The organism is Providencia sp. wls1914, assembly GCF_009706645.1.
Lineage (GTDB): Bacteria > Pseudomonadota > Gammaproteobacteria > Enterobacterales > Enterobacteriaceae > Providencia > Providencia zhijiangensis.
This window is the reverse complement of sequence record NZ_WLUN01000018.1, coordinates 1-25,853: the sequence shown is the minus strand read 5'-3', so window position 1 is coordinate 25,853 and position 25,853 is coordinate 1. Positions and strand designations below refer to the sequence as shown.

General features: G+C 43.0%; 20 protein-coding genes, 1 tRNA gene, 1 rRNA gene and 2 pseudogenes. 19 read left to right on the top strand and 5 right to left on the bottom strand.

The features are described 5' to 3' along the window. The first annotated feature begins 15 nt into the window (after positions 1–15). From mrdA to lipA, 7 genes are all read left to right on the top strand, one after another. On the top strand, positions 16–1,905 hold the full coding sequence (gene mrdA, locus GKR74_RS17395; RefSeq protein ID WP_154604613.1) for a peptidoglycan DD-transpeptidase MrdA: 1,890 nt from the start codon (positions 16–18) through the stop codon (positions 1,903–1,905). 2 nt (positions 1,906–1,907) lie between these two features. Then, positions 1,908–3,020, top strand: a complete 1,113-nt coding sequence (mrdB, locus tag GKR74_RS17390) for a peptidoglycan glycosyltransferase MrdB (RefSeq protein ID WP_154604612.1) — start codon at positions 1,908–1,910, stop codon at positions 3,018–3,020. A gap of 13 nt (positions 3,021–3,033) precedes the next feature. Further along, on the top strand, positions 3,034–4,011 hold the full coding sequence (gene rlpA, locus GKR74_RS17385; RefSeq protein WP_154604611.1) for an endolytic peptidoglycan transglycosylase RlpA: 978 nt from the start codon (positions 3,034–3,036) through the stop codon (positions 4,009–4,011). A 191-nt stretch (positions 4,012–4,202) separates the two neighbouring features. Then, the gene (gene dacA, locus GKR74_RS17380) at positions 4,203–5,432 is read left to right on the top strand and encodes a D-alanyl-D-alanine carboxypeptidase DacA (RefSeq protein WP_132494210.1); all 1,230 of its coding nucleotides are present in this window, start codon (positions 4,203–4,205) and stop codon (positions 5,430–5,432) included. Positions 5,433–5,584: 152 nt separating this feature from the next. Further along, positions 5,585–5,848 (top strand): DUF493 family protein YbeD, encoded by a 264-nt coding sequence (gene ybeD, locus GKR74_RS17375; RefSeq protein WP_006662335.1) that lies wholly within the window; start codon positions 5,585–5,587, stop codon positions 5,846–5,848. 216 nt (positions 5,849–6,064) lie between these two features. Further along, entirely contained in the window at positions 6,065–6,628 is a 564-nt protein-coding gene (lipB, locus tag GKR74_RS17370; RefSeq protein ID WP_230089184.1) for a lipoyl(octanoyl) transferase LipB, read from the top strand. Positions 6,629–6,698: 70 nt separating this feature from the next. After that, the gene (gene lipA / locus GKR74_RS17365; protein ID WP_154604609.1) at positions 6,699–7,664 is read left to right on the top strand and encodes a lipoyl synthase; all 966 of its coding nucleotides are present in this window, start codon (positions 6,699–6,701) and stop codon (positions 7,662–7,664) included. A gap of 187 nt (positions 7,665–7,851) precedes the next feature. On the opposite strand, the gene cspE is transcribed toward lipA, so the two are convergent. Both cspE and GKR74_RS17355 read right to left on the bottom strand, forming a co-directional pair. Further along, complete coding sequence (gene cspE, locus GKR74_RS17360; RefSeq protein WP_006662336.1) at positions 7,852–8,061, bottom strand: transcription antiterminator/RNA stability regulator CspE; 210 nt, start codon at positions 8,059–8,061, stop codon at positions 7,852–7,854. Between the two features lie 216 nt (positions 8,062–8,277). Then, positions 8,278–8,736: a methylated-DNA--[protein]-cysteine S-methyltransferase gene (locus tag GKR74_RS17355; protein ID WP_154604608.1), complete on the bottom strand. Its 459-nt coding sequence runs from the start codon at positions 8,734–8,736 to the stop codon at positions 8,278–8,280. Positions 8,737–9,033: 297 nt separating this feature from the next. On the opposite strand from GKR74_RS17355, the gene nrdH reads away from it, so the two are divergent. The 8 genes and pseudogenes from nrdH to emrB all read left to right on the top strand — a co-directional run bounded on the left by nrdH (position 9,034) and on the right by emrB (position 18,300). Further along, on the top strand, positions 9,034–9,261 hold the full coding sequence (gene nrdH / locus GKR74_RS17350) for a glutaredoxin-like protein NrdH (RefSeq protein ID WP_154604607.1): 228 nt from the start codon (positions 9,034–9,036) through the stop codon (positions 9,259–9,261). A gap of 11 nt (positions 9,262–9,272) precedes the next feature. Then, positions 9,273–9,701: a class Ib ribonucleoside-diphosphate reductase assembly flavoprotein NrdI gene (gene nrdI / locus GKR74_RS17345; RefSeq protein ID WP_154604606.1), complete on the top strand. Its 429-nt coding sequence runs from the start codon at positions 9,273–9,275 to the stop codon at positions 9,699–9,701. Beyond that, positions 9,694–11,838, top strand: coding sequence for a class 1b ribonucleoside-diphosphate reductase subunit alpha (gene nrdE / locus GKR74_RS17340; RefSeq protein WP_154604605.1), 2,145 nt, complete (start codon positions 9,694–9,696; stop codon positions 11,836–11,838). The genes nrdI and nrdE overlap by 8 nt, the downstream gene beginning before the upstream one ends. A 12-nt stretch (positions 11,839–11,850) precedes the next feature. Continuing rightward, positions 11,851–12,819 (top strand): annotated as a pseudogene (nrdF, locus tag GKR74_RS17335) (class 1b ribonucleoside-diphosphate reductase subunit beta); the annotation flags it as partial. Between the two features lie 147 nt (positions 12,820–12,966). Beyond that, positions 12,967–14,166 carry an MFS transporter gene (locus GKR74_RS17330; protein ID WP_154604603.1) on the top strand — a complete coding sequence of 400 codons (1,200 nt, stop codon included), beginning with the start codon at positions 12,967–12,969 and terminating at the stop codon, positions 14,164–14,166. Positions 14,167–14,826: 660 nt separating this feature from the next. Then, positions 14,827–15,345: pseudogene (gene mprA, locus GKR74_RS17325) on the top strand (transcriptional repressor MprA). A 219-nt stretch (positions 15,346–15,564) separates the two neighbouring features. After that, complete coding sequence (gene emrA, locus GKR74_RS17320) at positions 15,565–16,743, top strand: multidrug efflux MFS transporter periplasmic adaptor subunit EmrA (protein ID WP_154604601.1); 1,179 nt, start codon at positions 15,565–15,567, stop codon at positions 16,741–16,743. Positions 16,744–16,761: 18 nt separating this feature from the next. Continuing rightward, on the top strand, positions 16,762–18,300 hold the full coding sequence (gene emrB, locus GKR74_RS17315; RefSeq protein WP_181478108.1) for a multidrug efflux MFS transporter permease subunit EmrB: 1,539 nt from the start codon (positions 16,762–16,764) through the stop codon (positions 18,298–18,300). 81 nt (positions 18,301–18,381) lie between these two features. Here the strand turns inward: emrB and GKR74_RS17310 are convergent, their stop codons facing one another. Continuing rightward, the gene (locus GKR74_RS17310) at positions 18,382–19,515 is read right to left on the bottom strand and encodes a tRNA/rRNA methyltransferase (protein WP_154604600.1); all 1,134 of its coding nucleotides are present in this window, start codon (positions 19,513–19,515) and stop codon (positions 18,382–18,384) included. A gap of 173 nt (positions 19,516–19,688) precedes the next feature. On the opposite strand from GKR74_RS17310, the gene GKR74_RS17305 reads away from it, so the two are divergent. From GKR74_RS17305 to GKR74_RS17290, 4 genes are all read left to right on the top strand, one after another. After that, positions 19,689–20,390 carry a tRNA-uridine aminocarboxypropyltransferase gene (locus GKR74_RS17305; RefSeq protein WP_154604599.1) on the top strand — a complete coding sequence of 234 codons (702 nt, stop codon included), beginning with the start codon at positions 19,689–19,691 and terminating at the stop codon, positions 20,388–20,390. A 281-nt stretch (positions 20,391–20,671) separates the two neighbouring features. Then, on the top strand, positions 20,672–23,317 hold the full coding sequence (locus tag GKR74_RS17300; RefSeq protein ID WP_154604598.1) for a bifunctional acetate--CoA ligase family protein/GNAT family N-acetyltransferase: 2,646 nt from the start codon (positions 20,672–20,674) through the stop codon (positions 23,315–23,317). 159 nt (positions 23,318–23,476) lie between these two features. Further along, positions 23,477–24,832 carry a CDP-diacylglycerol--serine O-phosphatidyltransferase gene (gene pssA, locus GKR74_RS17295; RefSeq protein ID WP_154604597.1) on the top strand — a complete coding sequence of 452 codons (1,356 nt, stop codon included), beginning with the start codon at positions 23,477–23,479 and terminating at the stop codon, positions 24,830–24,832. Positions 24,833–24,920: 88 nt separating this feature from the next. Next, the gene (locus GKR74_RS17290) at positions 24,921–25,265 is read left to right on the top strand and encodes a YfiM family lipoprotein (RefSeq protein ID WP_154604596.1); all 345 of its coding nucleotides are present in this window, start codon (positions 24,921–24,923) and stop codon (positions 25,263–25,265) included. Between the two features lie 148 nt (positions 25,266–25,413). Here the strand turns inward: GKR74_RS17290 and GKR74_RS17285 are convergent. After that, positions 25,414–25,490, bottom strand: a tRNA-Asp gene (locus tag GKR74_RS17285). Positions 25,491–25,547: 57 nt separating this feature from the next. Beyond that, a 5S ribosomal RNA gene (gene rrf / locus GKR74_RS17280) occupies positions 25,548–25,663 on the bottom strand. Between the last annotated feature and the right edge of the window lie 190 nt (positions 25,664–25,853).

Sequence of the window (25,853 nt, the reverse complement as noted above, 5' to 3'; positions counted from 1 at the left end):
CACAATGGCAATGGGATGAAACAACAACGCACCCCTTTTCGCGACCATACCGCAGAATCAGTTTTGTTTATTCGCCGAGCATTAATTGCTTTCGGCGTCATTGTCATACTTACTTCAATCCTCGTGACCAATTTGTATCATCTACAAGTCGTCCGTCATGACGATTACCAAACACGCTCAAATGATAACCGCATTAAATTGGTGCCGATAGCGCCTAGCCGCGGCATTATTTATGATCGAAAAGGCACTCAGTTAGCCCTCAATAGCACCTTTTATCAGCTAGAAATTGTTCCTGAAAAAGTCGATGACTTACAGGAAACACTCGACAAGCTACGGGATGTTGTTGACCTTACAGACGAAGATATCACCAACTTTGAAAAAGAGCGTAAACGCTCTCGTCGCTTTACCTCTATTGCGCTGAAAACGCAGCTAAATGAAGTTCAAGTTGCCCGCTTTGCCGTTAATCAGTATCGCTTTCCCGGCTTAGAAGTGAAAAGTTACCAGCGTCGCTCATACCCGTATGGTTCCGCGTTAACCCACGTTATCGGCTACGTCGCAAAAATTAACGATAAAGACGTCGAACGCCTTGATAAAGAAGGGTTATTACCAAACTACGCTGCCAGCCATGATATCGGTAAATTAGGTATTGAGCGTTACTATGAAGATGTTTTACATGGTAAAACGGGCTACGAAGAAGTTGAAGTCAATAGCCGTGGCCGAGTGATCCGCCAATTACACGAACAGCCACCGCAAGCAGGTCGTGATGTCTATTTAACTATCGATCTCGAATTACAGACTTATATTGAGAAAATCCTCACCACCAGCCGTGCCGCAGTCATCGTCACAGACCCGCGTAATGGTGAGATCCTCGCGTTGGTTTCCACACCAAGTTACGATTCAAACTTGTTTGTGAATGGAATTTCCAACAAAGATTACCAAGACCTGTTAAATAACCCTAACAGGCCGTTGATCAACCGCGCGACTCAGGGCTTATATCCACCCGCATCGACGGTGAAACCCTTTATCTCTGTCGCGGCATTAAGCGAAAAAGTGATTACGCCAAACACCACAATCTACGATCCAGGCTGGTGGCAACTCCCTGGCTCAGAAAAACGCTATCGTGACTGGAAACGCTGGGGACACGGTAAGCTAAATGTGGTCAAATCGATTATTGAATCCGCGGATACCTTCTTCTACCAAGTCGCTTATGACATGGGGATCGATCGTCTATCCGATTGGATGACCCGCTTTGGTTATGGGGAATATACGGGTATTGACCTTTCTGAAGAGCGTCAAGGCCTGATGCCGACCCGTGAATGGAAACAAAAACGTTATAAAAAACCATGGTACCAAGGGGACACCATCCCAGTCGGGATTGGTCAAGGTTATTGGACATCAACACCAATCCAAATGTCTAAAGCACTGATGACGTTGATTAATGACGGAAAAGTTAAAACACCTCATTTGCTGTATGGAACCAAACTTGGTGATGCCATGGTGCCTTATGAAGACAAAGAAACTCGACAAATTGGCGATATCCATTCTGGATATTGGGAACTGGCCAAAACGGGTATGTACGGCGTAGCCAATGCACCAAATGGTACCGGTAAGCGTAGTTTCGTCGGGACGCCTTATAAAGTGGCTGCAAAATCAGGAACGGCGCAGGTATTTAGTTATGAAACCTATAATGCCAGCAAATTAGCCGAGCATTTGCGTGACCATAAACTAATGATTGCTTATGCACCTTATGATAAACCCACTATTTCCGTTGCCATTATTTTAGAAAACGGCGGAGCAGGCCCTGCAGTTGGTGATATTGTTCGCCAAATCTTTGACCATGTCCTGTTAGGTGATAACAACACCCAAGTCGAAAGTACGGGTGCCAGTGCAGAGGAAGATCGTTAATCATGACTGACGATAAGAGAAAATTATCACTATCAACACGTCTGCACATTGATGTGCCTATGTTATTAATCATCATCGCCTTACTCGCTTATAGCGCCTTCATCATGTGGAGTGCTAGCGGGTTAGATCCTGATATGATGGAGCGAAAACTAGGGCAAATTTTTTCCGGTTTTGTGGTGATGATCGTGATGGCGCAAATTCCACCTCGCATGTATGAAAGCCTCGCGCCACACCTGTTTATTTTCTGCGTGATTCTATTAGTCTTCGTTGATGTGTTTGGGCAAATCAGTAAAGGGGCTCAGCGCTGGCTAGATTTGGGCTTTGTACGATTCCAACCATCAGAGATTGCGAAAATCGCAGTGCCGCTCATGGTGGCTCGCTTTATGAACCGCGACTCATGCCCGCCGACCTTTAAAAATACCTGTATTGCCCTCGTGTTTATTTTTGTCCCAACATTACTGGTAGCGGCTCAGCCAGATTTGGGTACCTCGATCCTTGTTGCTGCATCAGGGCTATTTGTCCTATTTTTAGCGGGAATGAGCTGGCGTTTAATTGCCGTTGCTGCCGTCGCCGTTGCCGCCTTTATTCCGATGCTCTGGTTCTTCTTAATGCATGACTATCAGAGAGCGCGAGTCATGATGCTACTTGACCCAGAAAGTGACCCGTTAGGTAAAGGCTATCACATCATCCAATCTAAAATTGCGATTGGTTCTGGTGGTTTAATGGGTAAAGGCTGGTTGGAAGGTACTCAGTCTCAACTAGAATTTTTACCTGAACGTCACACCGACTTTATTTTCGCTGTATTAGCTGAAGAGCTTGGATTGATTGGTGTCTTGATCTTATTGGGTCTTTATATCCTATTGATTATTCGTGGGCTATACATTGCAGCAAATGCACAAAACACCTTCGGGCGAGTCATGGTCGGCGGATTAATCCTAATCCTATTTGTGTATGTGTTTGTTAATATTGGTATGGTGAGTGGTATTCTACCTGTCGTGGGAGTTCCCCTCCCCTTAGTGAGTTATGGGGGCTCAGCCTTAATTGTTTTAATGGCTGGATTCGGTATTATCATGTCTATCCATACCCACAGAAAATTTTTATCTAAGAGTTTATAAAATGAGGCTTAGTATGCGTTTACAATGGATTATGCTCGCCATGGCAACCACATTACTCAGTGGGTGTATTAACGAAGACGTTAAGCAGCAGCCAACAGTACCCACCAATGTCCCTACACAAGATGTGTTGGGTGCTGAGCCACATTATGAGCCTTATCACCCAACGGCAAATAATGATTACCAGCGTAATGGCAAGCAATACCAAATTGTCCGTGAACCCGCGCAATTTTCCCAAGTGGGCTATGCGTCAATTTATGGTCAAGAAGCTTCCGGTCAATTGACTGCCATTGGTGAACGCGCTAACCCAGTAGAGTTAACTGCCGCTCACCCTACACTACCAATCCCAAGTTATGCTCGTATTACCAACATGATGAACGGACGTATGATGGTAGTTCGCATTAATGATCGTGGTCCTTATACTCCCGGTAAAAGTATTGCCGTATCCCGTGCAGTCGCCGATCGTTTAAATCTGATGACGACCACAAAAATTAAGATTGATGCCATCCAAGTTGCTCCAGATGGAAGCTTATCTGGGCCTGGAACTGTAGGTTCAAACTTTGTTAAACAAAGTTATGCCCTGCCGGATCGTCCACAATTAGGTTCCGGCCCATTAGGGACGCCAGTGATGCAAGAATCCCCAGCGCCAAGTAATGCCTTACCTGTAAAACAGCCAGCAGAGCCAATGCAACCAACGATGCCGGATATGAACATCAAGCAACCAGAACCTCAAGTTGCACCGAAAGCCACTGAGACAGAATCCGTGCCTGAACGTGGTTTCTTAGTTCAAGCTGGTGCTATCAGTAGCAAAGCGAATGCACAAAGTATGTTGGATAACTTAAAAAATCAGTTTAACGTACCGGGTCGTCTACAGCCTTACAATGGCATCTACCGTGTTCAATTAGGGCCTTTTGCAACGAGACAACAAGCCGTAGAGATACAATCTCGTTTGCAGTCTGAGCGCAATCAACAATCCATGGTTGTTGCCCCTTAATCACTCAATGACCGAATAATTTACGTTGCTGGGGGAAATTATTGATAGCTCCCCCTGCAACTTAAAGTACAACGGGTATAAACTAACGTAAATTTATCTGCACAGCGCAAGAGCTTCTTTTATCTGCCTTCGAACTTTTGCTAAACTGCGCTTTCTTGTGTTAACCGAATGTTGGATGTAATGATACAACCATGAAAAATGTCTCCTCATCACGCAATGTCTTTCTGCCACAAATCGTGCGTCAGACTGCGCTGGCTTCTGCACTGATCGTTTCTACTGTCACTTTTGCAAATGCGAATGAAGCGTTTCCAAATACTTCAGTTCCTGCGGCTCCAGCTATCGATGCTGAAGCGTATATCTTGATTGATTACAATTCAGGTAAAGTGCTTGCCGAAAGTAATGCAGATCAGCGCCGCGACCCTGCTAGCTTGACCAAAATGATGACGAGCTATGTCATCGGCCAAGCCATTAAATCAGGTAAAATTGGCGCGAATGACATGGTCACCGTGGGTGATGATGCATGGGCGACAGGCAACCCAATTTTCAAAGGCTCTTCATTAATGTTCTTAAAGCCAGGGGATCGCGTGAGTGTCTCTCAGCTAACCCGTGGTATTAACTTACAATCCGGTAATGATGCCTGTGTTGCTATGGCTGACTATGTCGCGGGGGACCAAGCTAACTTTGTTAACTTGATGAACACCTACGTGAATAAACTGGGCCTGCAAAATACGCACTTCCAAACCGTTCATGGTCTCGATGCAGCGGGTCAATACAGCTCTGCTCGTGATATGGCGTTGATTGGCCAAGCGCTGATCCGTGATGTGCCGGAAGAGTACGAAATTTATAAAGAAAAAGAATTCACGTTTAACAATATCCGTCAAACTAACCGTAATGGTCTGTTATGGGATAAGAGCCTTGCGGTTGATGGGATCAAAACAGGTCACACTGATGCAGCAGGTTATAACTTAGTTGCCTCCGCAAAAGATGGCGATATGCGTCTGATTTCAGTCGTTATGGGTGGAAAGAGCAGCAAAGGTCGTGATGCAGAAAGCAAAAAATTACTGACTTACGGCTTCCGCTTCTATGAAACAGTGAAACCACTGCAAGCTGGCGTCGAATTTGCCACTGCCCCAGTTTGGTTTGGCGATGACAGCGAAATTAAACTAGGTGTGGTTGAAGACCTGTACCTCACGATCCCTCGCGGTCGTTTAAAAGACTTAAAAGCAAGCTACGAATTAACCACCACTGAAATCGAAGCGCCACTGAAAAAAGGCCAGCAAGTGGGAACGATTAGCTTCCAATTAGACGGTAAAACCATCGAACAGCGCCCTTTAGCGGTATTAAAAGATGTTGAAGAAGGCGGTTTCTTCAGCCGTTTAATCGACTACATCAAACTATTATTCCATCGTTGGTTTGGTTAATACTTGAAATTGAAATCAGTTAACCCCATATAGTTTGTATCTGAAAGCCTGTAGTGAAATACAAACCCTGATGGGGAATGAATTGGCTGGCGAAATCTATTTTCTTCCAGCCAATTTTTATGCAGGCGCTAATCAATATTTTAGGAGTGCCCATGAAAACGAAATTAGGTGAACTGCTTGAGTTCCCATGTCCATTGACCTACAAAGTGATGGGCCTAGCGCAGCCAGAATTAGTTGACCAAGTCATTGAAGTGGTTCAACGCCATGCTCCAGGTGATTATGCACCAGACGTTAAACCGAGCAGCAAAGGCAACTACCATTCTGTCTCTATTACGATTAACGCTACTCATATTGAGCAAGTTGAAACGCTCTACACTGAGTTAGGCGCATTAGAGTTAGTGAAAGTTGTGCTGTAATTAGCAACAAGAAAACCGAGCCACAAGCTCGGTTTTTTATTATCCGTAACATCAGCTAAAAAATAACAAGTTAATAACAAGACAAACTGGTGGTAACGCGTTCACAGCGTTATACTGCCATTCATCTTTACAGCCTGTGGACACCGAATTTTGTCGAAGAATAGCATCATCATCCGCGACTTAGGTCTGGCTCCCTACGAGAGCACATCTGAGGCAATGCACCAATTTACTGAATCCCGCACCCCTGATACCTGCGACGAAATTTGGCTGGTTCAGCACCCTTCTGTATTTACCCAAGGGCAAGCTGGCAAAGCCGAACACCTTCTCGCGCCAGGCAATATCCCCGTGATCCAAAGTGATCGCGGTGGACAAGTGACTTATCATGGTCCCGGTCAGCAAGTCATGTATGTGATGATAGATCTAAAACGTAGCCACATTGGTGTCCGTGAGCTTGTTAGCGCCCTAGAAAATTGCGTGGTCAATACCCTCGCCCATTTTAATATTAGTGCGTATCCGCGCCCTGATGCACCCGGCGTTTATGTCAACGGAGACAAAATTTGCTCCCTTGGCTTACGTATTCGAAAAGGTTGTTCATTCCATGGATTGGCGCTGAATGTGGATATGGATCTCGAGCCTTTTAATCGCATTAACCCTTGTGGTTATAGTGAATTGAAAATGACACAAGTGAAAGCACTGTCGCCAAACATTACATTAAACGATGTTCAGCCAGTGCTTATTAGTCAGTTCTGTGACACACTTGGATTTCATATTGTTCAATAATAATGCTATAATTTTTTAATATTTTTCAAAAAAATTTTAATGGCAAACAGATAACTGGAACCGGCACATTATGAGTAAACCAATTCAGATCGAGCGTGGAATTAAATACCGTGACGCCGATAAAATGGCACTGATCCCTGTTAAAAACGTGGTGACGGAACGTGAAGAAATTCTACGTAAACCTGACTGGATGAAAATCAGATTGCCAGCTGATTCTACGCGAATTCAAGGCATTAAAGCCGCAATGCGTAAAAATGGCCTGCACTCAGTCTGCGAAGAAGCTTCCTGCCCTAACCTCTCTGAATGTTTTAACCACGGAACCGCCACCTTTATGATCTTAGGTGCGATCTGTACTCGCCGTTGCCCATTCTGTGACGTTGCCCATGGTCGACCAAATGCCCCTGATGCGAATGAACCAGTAAAATTAGCGCAAACCATCAAAGATATGGCACTGCGATATGTGGTTATTACCTCCGTTGACCGTGATGATTTACGTGATGGCGGTGCTCAGCACTTCGCTGACTGTATCAGTGCCATTCGAGAAAAAAGCCCGACCATTAAAATTGAAACTCTCGTCCCTGACTTCCGAGGACGTATGGATCGCGCATTAGAAATTCTCACCGCGACACCACCGGATGTGTTTAACCACAACCTTGAAAACGTACCGCGTATTTACCGCCAAGTTCGCCCGGGTGCTAACTACGAATGGTCTCTAAAATTATTGGAAAAATTCAAAGAAGCGCACCCTGAAATCCCAACAAAATCCGGCCTAATGGTGGGCTTAGGGGAAACCAATGAAGAGATCATTGAAGTGATGCGTGATCTGCGTCGTCATGGCGTAACTATGTTAACGTTGGGGCAATACTTGCAGCCAAGCCGTCACCATTTACCCGTTAAACGCTATGTAAGCCCTGCTGAGTTCGATGAAATGAAAGAGGCAGCGATGGATATGGGCTTCACTCACGCAGCCTGTGGCCCGTTTGTGCGCTCTTCCTATCATGCCGATCTACAAGCAAAAGGCGAAGAAGTTAAATAATATTAATCTTTTCGTCAAAATAGTGATTAAAAGAAACCCCAATTGTGAATTACTACACATTGGGGTTTTTTATTAGTTACCTAATTTATCACCAATAAAAAATATCATTAGGTCAATTTTAACCATAAAAAAACTCGCGCTAGCAAAGCTAGTGCGAGTTCAGTGCTGTTCGTTTCTAAGTATTTAATTACAAAGAGACAACGTTAGCAGCTGATGGACCTTTCGCGCCTTCAGTGATTTCAAATTCAACTTTTTGGCCTTCTGCTAAGGTTTTGAAACCGTCGCCAGAAATCGCAGAGAAGTGAACAAAAACATCTTTGCTACCATCTTCTGGAGTGATAAAACCAAAACCTTTGGACTCATTGAACCACTTAACGTTACCTTTAACTTTAGACATCAAATATTACCTTTAAAATAAAATAGACACACCATCTGTATCAAGCTCAGTACATCAAATATATAACTGGCTTGTCTACAACCTAGATCACGAAAATTGATTTAAATGATAAAAAAATATTATTTATCCACCTCTTTCGCCCAGAAAACGGGGATAATTCTTAATAATAGTAATTAATGCAAAGGTAAGTATTACTCATGGTTAATTTTTTAGCGTTTACTTCTCATGAATAAGTAACCAATCTTTAATATCCAATCCTCCCGTATACCCCACCAGCTTTCCGTCATGTCCTAAAACACGATGGCAAGGCACAATCAAAGATATAGGATTACGAGAATTGGCCATACCGACTGCTCGACAATAGTTAACCGAGCCCAGTTTTAAGGCGAGATCTTTATAACTCCAGCGCTCACCATAAGGAATTTCGCACAAATGCTTCCAGACTTTTTTCTGAAATTCAGTACCTTGTGGATTCAATTTAACCGAAAACACTTTCCGCTTATGATTAAAATATTCTTTTAGTTCTTTCGCACACTGCTTTGAGAATTCGTTTTTCGACTCCTTCTCCGTTTTTTCATCAACAAAATAGATACTCGTCACACCTTCATCATCAGCCGTAATATGGATCCACGGTTTCGGAAAGTTTTCTGGGGCTACTAAATATTGATGGTACATAACATCTCCTCAAAAGGATTCATTTACCTGATTGTATATACAGTTATAAGGTAAATTATTTCTACTTTGCAATGATATTTTTTCTCAGTGTAGCTAACTGAATCATCTCCCCCTGAATTTTTTTATTTCCAATGTTAATAACAGCATAGACAATAATTCGAATGATTATCATTCAAATAAAGAAATCACTATATATTGTATGGTTGAAATATTTTTTATCTATATATAGGATCCAATCATCTTCGACACACCACCATTACGTAACTACCACGTTCTGAAAATGTTAAGGTGAAAAAAATGACTGAGATTACCATTTATAGTAAACCCAACTGCGTCCAGTGTAATGCCACCTACCAAGCGTTTGAGCGCAAGCAATTACCGTACACCATTATCGACCTTTCTGAAGATAACCAAGCCATTGAGTTCATAAAAAAACTAGGTTATCAGCAGCTTCCCGTCGTCATTGTTGGGGAGCAGCATTGGTCAGGCTTCCGCCCCGATAAAATCAATGCACTGATTGAGTAAGAGAGTTTGAAATGACCACTCAGCCGCTAATTTATTTCTCGAGTCGCTCGGGTAATTGCCATCGATTCGTCGAAAAATTGCAATTGCCTGCCACTCGCATTCCCATAGGTCATCTACCTGATAATGCGCTTCTCGCCTCACAGCCCTATGTGCTGTTGCTGCCGACTTATGGTGGTGGAACTGCTCATGGAGCTGTACCTAAAGAAGTGGTGCACTTTCTTAATATCGCAGCAAACCGTGCGTTAATTCGCGGCGTCATCGCCGCGGGTAATACTAACTTTGGAGAGGCTTATGCCATTGCCGGCAACATTGTCGCTCAAAAATGCGCAATCCCCTTTCTCTACCGATTTGAATTATTAGGTACGGATCGCGATGTGCAATCTGTAAAACAAGGATTAAAAACATTCTGGGCTCACACAAAGGAGCAGATCAATGGATAACCCACAGCACAATAATAATCATAATAACAATGCGGACTACCACGCGCTCAATGCGATGCTAAACCTTTATGATAGTGAAGGCCGATTACAGCTGGATAAAGACAAACAAGCCGCGCATCTCTATTTCCGCCAGCATGTAAATCAAAACACGGTCTTTTTTCATGATCTAAAAGAAAAACTCGATTTCTTAGTCAACGAAAATTACTACGAAGAAGAGGTGCTCGCACAATACGATTTCCCATTTATTAAACAGCTTTTCAAACAAGCCTACGCCCACAAATTTCGCTTCCAAACCTTTTTGGGTGCCTTTAAGTATTACACCAGCTACACCCTAAAAACCTTCGATGGCGAGCGCTATCTTGAACGTTATGAAGACCGCGTTTGTATGGTTGCCCTAGCTTTAGCGCAAGGCTCAAAATCCCTCGCGACTCTCTTAGTGGATGAAATCATTAGCGGACGTTTTCAACCAGCCACTCCTACATTCCTTAATGGTGGCAAAAAGCAACGAGGTGAGCTTATTTCCTGCTTTTTACTGCGTATAGAAGACAATATGGAATCTATCGGGCGCTCAGTGAATTCAGCGTTACAGCTCTCTAAGCGTGGCGGTGGAGTCGCTTTCTTGATGAGTAATTTGCGCGAACAAGGCGCACCAATTAAACAGATAGAAAACCAATCGTCTGGCGTGGTTCCGGTGATGAAAATGCTGGAAGATGCTTTTTCCTATGCCAATCAGCTAGGAGCAAGACAAGGTGCTGGTGCAGTATATCTTCATGCTCACCACCCCGATATCCTGCGATTTTTAGATACCAAACGGGAAAATGCGGATGAAAAAATTCGTATTAAAACGCTTTCGCTTGGAGTCGTGATCCCCGATATCACCTTCCAACTCGCTAAAAATAATGAAGATATGTACCTGTTTTCCCCCTATGACATCCAAAAAGTCTATGGGGTACCGATGTCTGAAATCAGCGTGACAGAAAAATATCATGAAATGGTGAATAACAAAGCCATCAAGAAATTTAAAATTAATGCACGAGAGTTTTTCCAGACTATCGCTGAAATTCAATTTGAATCTGGCTATCCCTACATTTTGTTTGAGGATACCGCTAACCGCGCCAATCCCATTGCAGGTCGAATCAATATGAGTAACTTGTGCTCTGAGATTTTACAGGTAAACCAGCCGAGCCTTTATGAAGAAGATTTAAGCTACCAACATATCGGTAAAGACATTAGCTGTAACTTAGGCTCCATGAACATCGCCAAAACCATGGATTCTCCTGATTTTTCACGCTCGATTGATACTGCTGTTCGCGCCCTAACTGCCGTCTCTGACATGAGCAATATTCGCTCCGTTCCATCCATAGCCAAAGGCAACCAACAATCTCACGCTATTGGTTTAGGGCAAATGAATTTACATGGTTTCTTAGCCCGTGAACATATTCATTATGGTTCTGAAGAAGGGTTAGATTTTACCAATATCTACTTTTACACCGTGGCATACCATGCCTTAAAAACCTCGAACCAATTAGCTATTGAACGCCAACAAACCTTTGATGGTTTTGAAATGTCCACCTACGCCAGTGGCGAGTATTTTGATAAATATATCAACAAAACCTGGTCACCAAAGACCCAAACCGTGCAGGAATTATTCCGACGTTCGGGCATCGAAATACCAACACAGGCGGGCTGGCAGACATTAAAACAGTCCGTGATGACCCATGGAATTTACAATCAAAACTTGCAGGCCATTCCGCCAACAGGATCTATCTCTTATATCAATAATGCTACCTCCAGCATTCATCCTGTGGTAGCGCCTATCGAAATTCGTAAAGAAGGTAAAATTGGGCGTGTTTACTACCCAGCCCCTTTTATGACCAATGAGAATCTCAAATACTACCAAGATGCTTATCAGATTGGTCCTGAGAAAATTATTGATACCTATGCCGAGGCCACCCAGCATGTCGATCAAGGTTTATCACTAACCCTATTTTTTGATGGCAATGCCACCACCCGCGATATCAATAAAGCCCAAATATACGCATGGCGAAAAGGGATCAAAACCTTGTATTACATTCGATTACGTCAGACTGCACTTGAAGGCACCGAAGTCGAAGGCTGCGTCTCCTGCTCACTGTAAAAGGAAAAAATAATGACCACCAGCACGCTCAATCGCCCTGTTCAAGCGATCAACTGGAACCGTATCCAAGATGATAAAGATCTCGAAGTATGGAACCGATTGACCAGTAATTTTTGGCTACCGGAAAAGATCCCACTGTCCAATGACACGGTTTCTTGGAACACTCTGACACCTACCGAGCAAAAGCTCACTATACGCGTTTTTACGGGGCTAACGTTGCTGGATACTATCCAAAATACCGTTGGTACACCGTGTTTAATGGGAGATGCTCAAACGCCTCACGAAGAAGCGGTTCTCTCCAATATCAGCTTTATGGAAGCTGTCCACGCACGCTCCTACAGCTCTATCTTTTCAACGCTGTGCTCCACAGCCGATGTTGATGAAGCTTACCGTTGGAGTGAAGAAAACAGTGCGCTGCAAAATAAAGCCAAAATTATTTTGTCTTACTACTGCGATGAACATCCACTGAAGAAAAAAGTCGCCAGCGTCTTTTTAGAATCTTTTTTGTTTTACTCGGGCTTTTATTTACCCATGTACTGGTCAAGCCGTGGAAAACTCACCAATACCGCTGATTTAATCCGCCTAATCATCCGCGATGAAGCTATTCATGGTTACTATATTGGTTATAAATTTCAAAAAGCCCTTGTCCATTATTCTGAACAAGAACGCAATGAAATTAAGGATTTCACTTTTTCACTATTGTTTGATTTATATGAAAATGAAATCAAATACACCCAAGAGCTGTATGATGGCGTTGGCTGGAGTGAAGATGTAAAAAGCTTCCTTCACTATAATGCGAATAAAGCCTTGATGAATTTGGGCTATGAGGCACTGTTCCCTGACTCAATAACCCAAGTTAGCCCAGAGATTTTGTCTGCACTTTCGCCTGATGCCAACGAAAACCATGACTTTTTCTCAGGTTCAGGTTCATCCTATGTGATTGGTAAAGCAGTCAGTACTGAAGATGATGATTGGCTTTTTTGAATAACATCAACAAAAATATCTCGCATCAATCTTTTGAAAAAAATAATAAAATCACTTAAATCATTAATACTATAAACGGTCATAGTGGGATAGGCTTAATGCCTACCCACAAGATCATAAAATAACATTCATATCCGAAGCATAATGAGCATGAAAACACCACAAGCGGAACTGACTGCGGGCTTAACGCTCTTAATGGCTATCGCCACTGGGCTGGTCGTTGCCAGTAACTATTACGCACAACCCCTGTTAGACACCATCGCACTCCAATTCAACCTAACAACCAACATGGCCGGCTTTATTGTGACCGCCGCCCAATTAGGTTACGCCGTTGGGTTACTCTTCCTTGTTCCTCTTGGTGATCTTTTTGAACGCAAAAAATTGATCATCGTGATGACAACATTGTCAGCCAGTGGTTTATTGATCACCGCACTTTCTGACAATATCTGGCAAATTCTTCTCGGTACCGCCCTCACAGGGTTATTCTCCGTTGTCGCCCAAGTTCTTGTTCCTATGGCTGCTTCTATTGCAAAACCTCACCAGCGAGGTAAAGCGGTAGGCACCATTATGAGTGGATTACTTCTTGGTATCTTACTTGCCCGAACTATCTCTGGTGGCGTGGCAATGATAGGCGGTTGGCGAGCAATTTACTGGGTTGCCTTTGGATTAATGATGCTTCTAATCCTAATTTTGGCACTTAAATTACCGCGCTATCACCAAAAAACGGAGCTTAACTATTTTCAACTTATTGGCTCTATCGGACGCCTGTTTTTTACTACACCAGTCTTAGCGACTCGAGCACTACTAGGTGCCCTCACTTTCGCTAACTTTGCACTATTATGGACGGCGATGGCATTCTTATTAGCTAGTCCACCTTTTAATTATTCAGAGGGCACTATCGGGTTATTTGGTCTGGTTGGCGCAGCAGGCGCATTAATGGCAACCCAAGCCGGACGCTTAGTGGATAAGGGTAAAGGCAAATTAGTTACCACCCTAGGGCTAATTCTCTTGTTGCTATCGTGGATCCCGATTGGCCTAGCAAAATATTCACTCATCGCTTTTATTATCGGTATCTTAGTGCTTGATTTGGCCATTCAAGGCGTTCATGTGACTAACCAAAGCACGCTTTACCGTATTATGCCTGAAGCACGAAATCGCTTAACTGCCGGCTATATGACCAGTTATTTTATTGGTGGAGCACTTGGCTCATTACTTTCAGGTTATGCCTATGAACATGCAGGATGGATGGGCGTCGCTATTTCAGGTGTTATTATCACTGGCATCAGTTTAATCATTTGGGCAATCGGCTCTCGATTCGATCCAACAATTACCTCTGAACAGTAATTACTTCATTCATTTATATCTATAGCAGACATCTATTTGGCTGCTATAGAACTCTATACTCATTTAATATTTCATTTATTCTTCATGTGCACATTATTTAGCCTATTATTATGGCACTGTGATAATAATCATCATGTTGAATAGCTAACAATGATAAATAATTGGTTCAAGGTATAATTTACCTAGAAAAAGTTAATAAGTGACACAGTTAAGCAAAAAGTATATCTTTATCAAATGGTATACTTCTTACCCATAAAATATTAATTCGGTATTACTCAATACCCTAGATGTCTTTCTAGGGTATTTACCCCAAAAAACAGAAAGATCCTTCTATCTTGTAATTATTGAGTAATAAAAAAAATGGTATTGAGTTAATGCGATGTGATTATATATTGTTTTATATGATTTTATTTGTCGTATAAAACGCAATTATATTTTCATCTATTTACCTACATGATAGTAAGAAAGCAGTGATTGTTAATTGAACTATACTAAATGCGTTAAAACACATTCATAAAATTTATGAATGATGTATCATTGTCAAAATAAAATGGATGAAATTAATTAAGTATAATTGCTAATTCTATCTTTTAATATACCATTCACATGGTTGATTACAGTTGAAATCTTACCAACTGAAACTAATAAGGTATCCAAATAATGGAAAGTTCATTTACACCGACAGAAGAATTACTTAACGCTCGCGTCGCGCAACAAACTTCACTGGAAAATACTATCCCTTACCAAGAAATTTTATTGACGCGCTTATGCATGCACGTTCATGGAAAACTGTTGGAATCACGTAACAATATGCTAAGAGCTCAGGGCGTCAATGAAACGCTATTTATGGCGCTCATGATCCTTGATACCAAAGATTCTCATAGCATTCAGCCATCTGAACTCAGTGCAGCATTAGGTTCTTCACGGACTAACGCGACACGTATTGCCGATGAATTAGAAAAAAATGGTTGGATTGAGCGTAAAGAAAGCCATAACGACCGTCGTTGCTTACATTTGCACTTAACTGAAAAAGGCTCTGAGTTTCTCAGTGGATTATTACCACCACAACATAAAGCATTGATCGATATCTGGTCTTCATTGGATATTGATGAAAAACAGCTGCTCGACAAGCTGATGCGCAAATTATTAGCAAAACTCGATAGCATAAAAGACTGATAATATTGACCACATATAGTGCATGGTTAATGTTTTTGAGGCATTCTGTGGCTTAAACTGAAAAAAAACTTTTCACTCACATATATTTCATTATCCTTTCAGTTATATATTGCGATATCCCATCGAGCAACGAAGTCATTTGTCGTCTTAGTTTCCAGTAGTTAACACTAACTGCTGGAAACAGCCGTTATTTTTATCCATTGAATATGGGGAACCACCAGTATGAGCGCACGCGAGGATCTGCCTGAAACGCAAACGCCACCGTTAAACAAAAAAAGACAGCGCAGAAATGCCCTAATGTTCCTAACCGTTATTTTTATCGCGATTGGCATCGGTTGGACTGCATACTGGTATCTCGTCTTACGCCATTACGAATCGACAGACAACGCTTACGTTGCTGGAAATCAAGTTCAAATCCAAGCGCAAATATCCGGTAGCGTCATGACAGTCAATGTCGATAATACCGATTTTGTGAAAAGTGGAACGGTACTGGTGGAGTTAGATCCCAGAGATGCCGAACTCGCCCTAGAAAAAGCCAAAACTGAACTTGCTAACAGTGTTCGACAATCCCAACAGCACATTATCAATAGCCGCCAATTTCAAGCAAATATTGATGTTAAACGTTCTGAACTATCCCGCTTACAAAATGATTTAAAACGCCGCGAAGTCTTAGGTAGCAGCAATTTAATCGGTAAAGAAGAGCTCCAACACGCGAGAGAAGCGGTCGTCAGTGCGAAAGGTGCACTTGATGTGGCGATTGAACAGTACAATGCCAATCAAGCTATCGTGCTCAATACGGCTTTAGAAAAACAACCACTTGTCGAACAAGCTGCAACGCAAGTTAGAAATGCGTGGCTTGCCCTGCAACGTACTAAAATTGTTAGTCCAGTAGATGGTTATGTTTCTCGCCGCAGTGTGCAAGTCGGTTCACAAATCACGCCAAATACCCCATTAATGGCAATTGTGCCATCCAGCGGAATGTGGATTGATGCCAACTTTAAAGAGACGCAATTAGCCAGTATGCGTATTGGTCAACCCGCCAAAGTAACTACCGATTTTTACGGCAAGAATGTGGTATTCAACGGCACAGTGATTGGTCTTGATATGGGAACGGGAAGCGCATTCTCGTTATTGCCTGCTCAAAATGCGAGCGGCAACTGGATCAAAGTAGTGCAGCGTCTTCCGGTACGTATCGCTCTCGATGAAACCCAACTTGATGAATACCCTCTTCGTATTGGGCTCTCAACCGAAGTCGAAGTGGATACTGCCAATAAAGATGGCAAAGTGTTATCCAAAGGCCTGCGTGATACGCCGGCTTATCACACAACCGCTTTAGCGGTTGATATGTCTCCTGCTGACAAAATTGTTGCTGAGATTATTCAAAATAACTCTGGCAAATAAGTAAACGGAGACATTAACGTGACAAATGCACCGTTAACAGGTTCAAAACTGGCTTGGATGACCATTGCGTTATCTTTGGCGACCTTTATGCAAGTTTTGGATTCGACCATTGCTAACGTCGCTATCCCCACAATTGCGGGTAACTTGGGTGCATCTAACTCACAAGGTACATGGGTGATCACATCGTTTGGGGTAGCGAATGCTATCTCCATTCCGATCACTGGCTGGTTAGCTCGTCGTATTGGTGAAGTTCGCCTCTTTTTATGGTCTACTGGGCTTTTCGCCCTAACCTCATGGCTATGTGGGATCTCCAACAGCTTAGAAATGCTGATTTTATTCCGCGTTCTACAAGGTTTGGTTGCTGGCCCTCTCATTCCGTTATCTCAGAGTCTATTACTCAATAACTATCCACCAGCCAAACGCAGTATGGCACTTGCATTATGGTCGATGACTATTGTGGTTGCGCCGATTTGTGGGCCTATTCTTGGTGGCTATATTAGTGATAACTACCACTGGGGCTGGATCTTCTTTATCAACGTTCCATTTAGTATCGCGATTATTTTTGCCATTATGCGAACGCTTAAAGGACGTGAAACTCAAATTGCTATCAAGCCGATTGATACCGTGGGGCTTGTCTTACTGGTTGTCGGGATTGGTGCATTGCAGATTATGCTCGACCAAGGGAAAGAGCTCGATTGGTTTAACTCTACGGAGATCATCGTTCTAACCATTGTCGCCGTTGTCGCGATAGCTTTCTTAATTGTTTGGGAACTGACTGATGAGCATCCCGTCATCGACCTTTCCCTCTTTAAAGAGCGTAATTTTACCATCGGTTGTTTGGCGCTTAGTCTGGCGTATATGCTCTATTTCGGTACTATCGTTCTACTCCCTCAGTTACTGCAAGAAGTGTACGGTTATACGGCAACATGGGCGGGTTTGGCCTCGGCGCCTGTGGGTCTATTGCCGCTGCTGATCACGCCGATTATTGGTCGCTTTGGTAACCGCATTGATATGCGTTATTTAGTCACCTTCAGCTTTATTATGTATGCCGTGTGCTATTACTGGAGAGCTTACACCTTCGAACCAGGTATGGGATTTGCCGCGGCAGCATGGCCTCAGTTCGTTCAAGGTTTAGCGATAGCCTGCTTCTTTATGCCACTAACCACCATTACATTATCGGGTTTACCTCCGGAAAGAATGGCATCAGCATCTAGCTTATCTAACTTTACGCGAACCTTAGCGGGTGCAATTGGTACTTCCATCACCACCACGTTGTGGACACAGCGTGAAGCAATGCACCATGAAAATCTGACAGAGTTTGTTAACCCGTACAATCCCAATGCCCAACATATGTACAGTGAGTTGGCGCAAATAGGCATGAATGAACAACAAAGTGCCGCGTATATTGCACGTTCAATTACTGAGCAAGGGTTAATTATTTCTGCTAATGAAATTTTCTGGATGTCCGCAGGCGTGTTTATTCTATTGATGGTGATTGTCTGGTTTGCCAAACCCCCATTCGGAGCCGGTTCAAAAGATGGTGGTGGAGCTCACTAACCGACATATACTTCAGACGAAAAAAAACCATACACAATTTTGCGTATGGTTTTTTTAAGGCTAGCTCAAGTCAGTAAGTAATTACTTAACTTTATTTTGTGACCACCACTGAGAAAGCATAATCCCTGTTGCGACAGAGACGTTCAGGCTTTCAACTTTACCTGTTCCGCCAATGTACAGGCTCATATCACCCTGATCCCATGTGCTGTCACTTAAACCATCACTCTCTTGGCCTAACACCAACACCATTTTCTTCGGTAATTGAACCTTAGCAATGTCCTGACTACCTTTATGGCTTGATGTCGTGACGATGGTATAGCCTGCTTCACGGAATTTATTCAGTGTTGGCGTGAAACCATCCGCATCAATGGCTTTAATGTGCTCTGCGCCGCCTTCAGCGGTACGAATTGCCGCACCGGATTCTAGCATTCCTGCATCTTGTAAAATCACACCTTTCACACCAAAGTGAGCGCAGCTACGCATGATCCCACCAAGGTTATGCGGGTTACCAACATCTTCTAACGCTAAAACACAATCGGTATCGACCGCATTTTCTAAATAGGTTTCTGCTGCCATACCACCGCGTTTTTTGATGATAAAGCACACGCCGCCGTGGTGCTCAGTACCAGACGCTTTTGTTAACTCTTCTTCATCAACAACATGGTATGCCTTACGGTTTGCTGCCATCCATTTTAATGCATCACGAAAACGTGGAGTGACTGACTGCAAGAACCACGCACGAACAATACCATCTGGACGGTTTTTAAACATCGCTTGGCAGGCATTTTCGCCGTAAATACGGGTTTCTTCTTGGCGTTGTTTACGCAGTTGCTCAGGATCAATTTGGCTTTTTCCTGAGATACCACCATGATCGTTTTCTAATTCATCACTTCCCGGTTTTGAAACGGTGCGCCACGGAGATTGCTCGCCACGTGGTGCGCTATCGCGACTACTTGAGCGTCTATCGTTGTCAGAACGGCGTTCTGAACGACCACCCTCTGGACGACCAGAGCGACCTGAACGTTCGTTACGATCATTACGGTCGTTGCGATCATTACGTCCACCTGAACGTTTATCACCGCGTCTATCGTCGCGCTTATCATCACGACCGCCACGGCGTTTATCATTACCTTTATTGTTGTCCTGCTCTTCGCTACGGACATACATCACTTTTACTTTGCCGTTTTTACCACTAAAATCATTCGTGTCGTTCATCGCTATCCCCTACTAAGCTATGGCGCGAAGATTACATGAAGTTGCAAAGCTACGCTACCGATCCGCGCTATTATCTCACCGAAAAGTTATTGAATATACTTCTATCGTAGACAAATCGTTTTGCGTACAATATGCCCCTTATTTTTGTCGCAACGAAAAGTGCCCTATCAACCATGAGTCAGAACGCTGTCTATCATCTGCGTCAGCAACGCTTAGCCCTTTCTACAAAACCTTTTAAAGCAAGAGGTTGTCGGGTAAAACGCTGTCAATATTGTCTGCTTCCCGTTCCTCAATGTCTCTGTGAAGAAACGGTTTCAGCGCAAGCAAAAAGCCAATTTTGCTTGATTATGTTTGATGGTGAAGTTTTTAAGCCCAGCAATACCGGAAAGCTGATTGCTGATGTGCTTCCTGATACTCAGGCATATCAGTGGTCAAGAACAGATCCTGACAACCAGCTATTAGCTGCACTGCAAGATAAAACTAGACAACCTTATCTAATTTTCCCAGAAAGCTATGCGCAAACGGATCGCGTTGTCGTCAATGCTCCAACGCTTTCTGACAAACCTGCATTATTTATTTTGTTAGATGGCACTTGGCCAGAAGCGCGTAAAATGTTCCGCAAGAGCCCTTATTTGGATCAAATTCCAATGCTGTCGATCAATACGAAAGCGAGAACCGACTACCTGCTGCGTATCCCATCGCGTGAAGAGCAGCATTGTACCGCTGAAGTGGCTGCTACTGTGCTAGAGCAAGCTGGCGATACTGATGCATCCCAAGCGTTATTTACGCATTTCAATCTGTTTCGCCGTAAATACTTAGAGGGAAAACCACATCATCCTACCGCTCAAATGCTCTTGTCTCAGCCCCAAGAATAACTCTTTATAGGCATTTTTTTACGTTATTTATATGCCTCGCTTTCCAGCAATTTCTATTTTGAAAATCACCTTCACAGCAAAACGTGAGGGTGCTTGTAATATTCAATAAAATACCCCCGATAAACTGGCGCTTCCCCCAATATACGGCACAATATACGACATAGTATTCCAGCATCGTATAGTATTACGGCAACATATAGTATTACGGCAACGTATAGCGTTGCTTACGAACTCAAAATCAGTTGAGCGGGTTTTCGCTCACCACAAAAAGGTTTACCGCCATGGGGTTAGTGAGTCAGCTAGAGTCATTGTTTAGACCAAAATCTATCGTTGTCGTGGGCGCTTCAGAAGATCCTAGCCGAGCAGGCTCAGTGATGATGAAAAATTTACTCAGCAGTGGTTTCAAAGGCCCTATTCTGCCCGTTAACCCGAACAGGAGCTCCATTCTTGGCGTCCTTGCTTATCCCTCAATTGATAAACTCCCACTCAAGCCTGATCTTGCAGTGATCTGCACTCACTACTCTCGTAATGTTGAATGTCTCCGGCAACTTGGGGAAGCAGGCTGTAATGTCGTCATTATATTATCGTCCCCTTCTATTCAATTTAATGAACTGAAAAAGGTGGCTCAGCAATATCAAATTCGTTTATTGGGTCCGAACAGTTTAGGATTCTTTGCTCCGTGGCAAGGGCTAAATGCTAGCTTTTCCCCAATCCCCATTTTGAAAGGCAAACTGGCATTTATTTCACAATCTGCCGCAGTTTCAAATACAGTCTTAGATTGGGCGCGCCATCGTGATATCGGTTTTTCCTATTTTATTGCCCTTGGCGATAGCATTGATATCGATATTGATGACCTACTGGACTATCTTGCTCGAGACAGTAAAACCAGTGCCATCTTGCTTTATTTAGAAAATATTAGTGATGCAAGACGCTTCTTATCATCTTCCCGTAGTGCATCGCGTAACAAACCGATCCTCGTTATCAAGAGCGGACGAACACGCAAAGCGCAAGAGCTTCTTGGTGAAAAACCGAGTTTAGATGCCGCTTATGATGCTGCGATTCAACGGGCAGGTTTACTGCGAGTTCAGGATACTCACGAAATGTTCTCTGCGGTAGAAACACTAAGTTATATGACTCCGCTACGAGGAGAACGTTTATCGATTATGAGCAATGGCTCTGCACCTGCCGCAATGGCGCTCGATGAGTTACTGCTACGTAATGGCAAGCTAGCAAAACTCAGCGTAGAAACTGAAAACGAACTGAGCTCCCTATTGCCATTAGATTTATCTACCCAAAACCCGATTGACCTCGGCGACGATGCTACCGTAGATAGATATCTCAACGTATTAAACAAAATGCTCGATAGCCACGATCATGATGCGTTACTTTTGATCCACACACCAAGTGCCATTACGCAAAGCAAATCCATGGCAGAAAAAGTGATCAAAACCATTAAGCAGCATCCTCGGGGCAAATGGTTAACCATCCTCACAAACTGGTGCGGAGAATATTCATCTCAAGAAGCGAGAAGGCTCTTCAGCGAAGCGGGGATCCCTACTTACCGAACGCCTGAAGGTGCTATCACCGCCTATATGCATATGGTGGAATATCGCCGTAACCAAAAACAATTAAAAGAAACCCCGGCGCTTCCTGTCGGAATAACTGCAAATACTCAACAAGCACATACCTGTATCATGCAAGCCATTGAAAATAACAAGCTGCATTTAGATACCCATGAAGTTCAACCAATCTTAAAAGCTTATGGCTTAAACAGTTTACCTACATGGATTGCTCACTCCAGCGAACAGGCCGTTGAAATTGCAGAAAAAATTGGCTATCCCGTTGCACTAAAATTACGTTCTCCTGATATTGTTCATAAATCAGAAGTTCAGGGCGTTATGCTCTATTTAAGAAATGCCAAAGAAGTTGCAGAAGCCGCCAATGCTATCATTGAGCGGGTCTCGACCAACTACCCACAAGCACGGATTGAAGGCTTATTAGTACAAAGCATGGCGAATCGCGCAGGCGCTCAGGAGCTACGAATTGCTGTTGAACTTGATCCTGTTTTTGGTTTATTGATCATGCTTGGCGAAGGTGGCGTAGAGTGGCAGCAAGAGAGCCAGGCTGCTGTCGCCCTTCCCCCACTTAACTTAGCGCTAGCACGTTACTTGGTCATTAATGCAATCAAAGGACATAAAATTAAAGCCCGTAGTGCTCTAGAACCACTAGATATTCCGGGGCTAGCCAGCTTATTAGTTCGTGTCTCTAACTTAATTATTGATTGTCCTAACATCAGCCGATTAGATATACATCCACTACTTGCCGCTGGTGATGAATTTACATTACTTGATGTTTCAATGACATTGAACCCTGCGAATGACAATTCAAATACTCGGCTAGCCATTCGTCCTTACCCTAATGAACTCGAAGAGACCATTAACCTAAAAGATGACCTAACTTGCTTGTTAAGGCCCATTCTTCCTGAAGATGAACCACTTTTAAAATCCTTTATTGAACAAGTCACTAAAGAAGATCTTTATTACCGTTATTTCAGTGAAATCAGTGAATTCACTCATGATGATCTCGCGAATATGACGCAAATCGATTACGACCGAGAAATGGCGTTTGTCGCTATTAAAAATAGTGATACACAACCTGAAATTATTGGTGTAACTCGTGCAATGGCGGATCCTGATAACCAGGAAGCTGAGTTTGCCGTTCTAGTTCGCTCTGATATGAAAGGACAGACGCTCGGTTATCAATTAATGCAAAAGCTGCTCAACTACACCCGTGGGCATGGCATTAAAAAACTGACAGCGATCACCATGCCGGAAAACCGTAATATGATCAGCTTGGCAAAAAAATTAGGGTTCCAAATTGATGTTCAATTCGAGGATGGTGTCGTAAATCTCACCCTGCATCTATAATTAACGTTAGGAATAAACCGTAATCTGTATAGTAAATAAACCAATGGTCAATTTATTCCTAATGAATGGTGTAAATATGATATCATCGACAGATCATTCGCTTAAATATTTGTATAAAGCGATTTGCTATTAGACTAACAAGAGAAAATTCACACTGTGATGTTGTCAAAATTAAAACAAGCAAAACATCAACAACACTTGGCAAACATGCCTAAATTGTCTCAGTCGGTTGATGATGTTAAAACGCTCTATAAGACGGAAGATTTTCGTGGTGCTCTGCTTGAACAGATCTCGCAAGCTAAAAATACAGTCTACATTACGGCGCTGTATTTAGAAAAAGATGATGCGGGTAAAGACATCCTTCATGCTCTGTATGCCGCTAAACAAGCAAATCCTAATCTAGATATTAAAATTCTAGTTGATTGGCACCGAGCTCAGCGCGGCCGAATTGGCGCAGCTGCTAATCTGACGAATGCTGATTGGTATTATGAAGTTTCTCAGCAATACCCTGATGTTGAGATCCCTGTTTTCGGGATCCCCGTAAACACGCGTGAAGCATTAGGGGTACTGCATTTAAAAGGTTTCTTATTTGATGATACGCTCCTATATAGCGGGGCTAGCATCAATGATGTCTATCTGCATCGTCATGAAAAATACCGCTACGATAGATATCATCTCATCAAAAATAGCCAGCTCACGACGACGATGAAAAAATTCATTGATGATTCTCTTTTATCATCGGATGCTATTCATCTACTCAATACGCCTGATAGGCCAAAAACAGCGGAATTTAAAGGGTTAATTAAGCAATTTCGTTTGTCATTAAGAGGCGTTAATTACCAATTTGCGGGTAATGCTTCTAATGATGAACTCGCCGTTACCCCATTTGTTGGCCTAGGTAAAAAAAACGAGTTAAATCGTACTATCACCCATTTGATGAGTTCAACAACTGAAAAGCTCACTATCTGTACGCCATATTTTAATTTGCCTGCTGTTTTGGTTAGAATTATCAGCAAGTTACTGCGTGATGGAAAAAAAGTTGAAATCATTATTGGCGATAAAACCGCTAACGACTTCTATATTCCACCTGAAGAACCTTTTAAAATTATTGGCGCTTTACCCTATCTCTATGAAATAAACTTACGTAAGTTTGTTAGCCGTTTGCAGCGCTTTATTGATAGTGAACAGCTGACAGTTCGTTTATGGAAAGATGGTGACAACACTTATCACCTGAAAGGAATGTGGGTTGATAATCAATGGCAGCTGATTACAGGTAATAACCTGAATCCACGAGCTTGGGGATTAGACTTGGAAAATGCGGTATTGATCCACGATCCAAAACAGCAACTCCAAGAACAACGCCAACACGAACTCGATTGTATTCGAGTCCATACTAAAGTTGTTCATCACTATCGCGAGCTGGATAGCATTCAAACCTACCCTGTTAAAGTAAAAAAACTGATCCGTCGATTGCGACGTATCCGAGTTGATCGTCTCATTAGTCGAATACTTTAATCATTGACTCTCTAAAGCGCCGCTCATGTGGCGCTTTTTATTATCTAACGAACTCTAACTTATCAGTTGCTGTAGAGGCTCAAGATACATGCCAAATTTCTCTTATACAACATTAGCTTTAAGTTGCTCGTTAATAGTCATGACAGGCTGTTCAGGCTTCCATTGGTCAAATGATAATTGGCAGGGAAAAGATAAGGCTCAGCACTTTGCTTTTTCTGCTGCAATGGCTGCCGCTGGTAATGCGTATGCGGATAAACAGAACATGCAACATCGGCAAGCAGCACAATTCGGTATGTTGTTTTCTATTTCGCTAGGTGCTGCGAAAGAACTTTATGATAGCCGACCTGCAGGTACTGGCTGGAGTTGGCATGATTTTGCTTATGATGTAGCAGGTGCAGTGGCAGGTTATACTCTATATCAAAACTTTAAATAGAACTTGCTAGCTCATAATAAACAAAAAAATCTTGAAGGATCGCTATAGCAGAGCGAACTTTGTAACGATAGGGAGAAAATATAGTTCGAAATTACTTTGTCGCAAAAAACAAAAACCCCGTGATTTTCATCACGGGGCTTGCTATAAGTGGCGGAACGGACGGGACTCGAACCCGCGACCCCCTGCGTGACAGGCAGGTATTCTAACCAACTGAACTACCGCTCCACTTATTCTTTTTTGCCTTTCGGCAACTTATCGCTTCGCAATAAGTTTTAAATTAATGTCTGGCAGTTCCCTACTCTCACATGGGGAGACCCCACACTACCATCGGCGCTACGGCGTTTCACTACTGAGTTCGGCATGGGGTCAGGTGGGACCACCGCGCTATTGCCGCCAGACAAATTCTGTTTATTCCCGTTTAGCCTTTAATCACTAAACCAGAATATCAATCCTGAACAAGCTGTTGTGTCCACCTTTCGGCGTCCCACTTCATTGAATCAACTTTAATCTTTGTCTCTCATCCCTAAAACACCTTCGGTGTTGTCAGGTTAAGCCTCACGGTTCATTAGTATTGGTTAGCTCAACGTA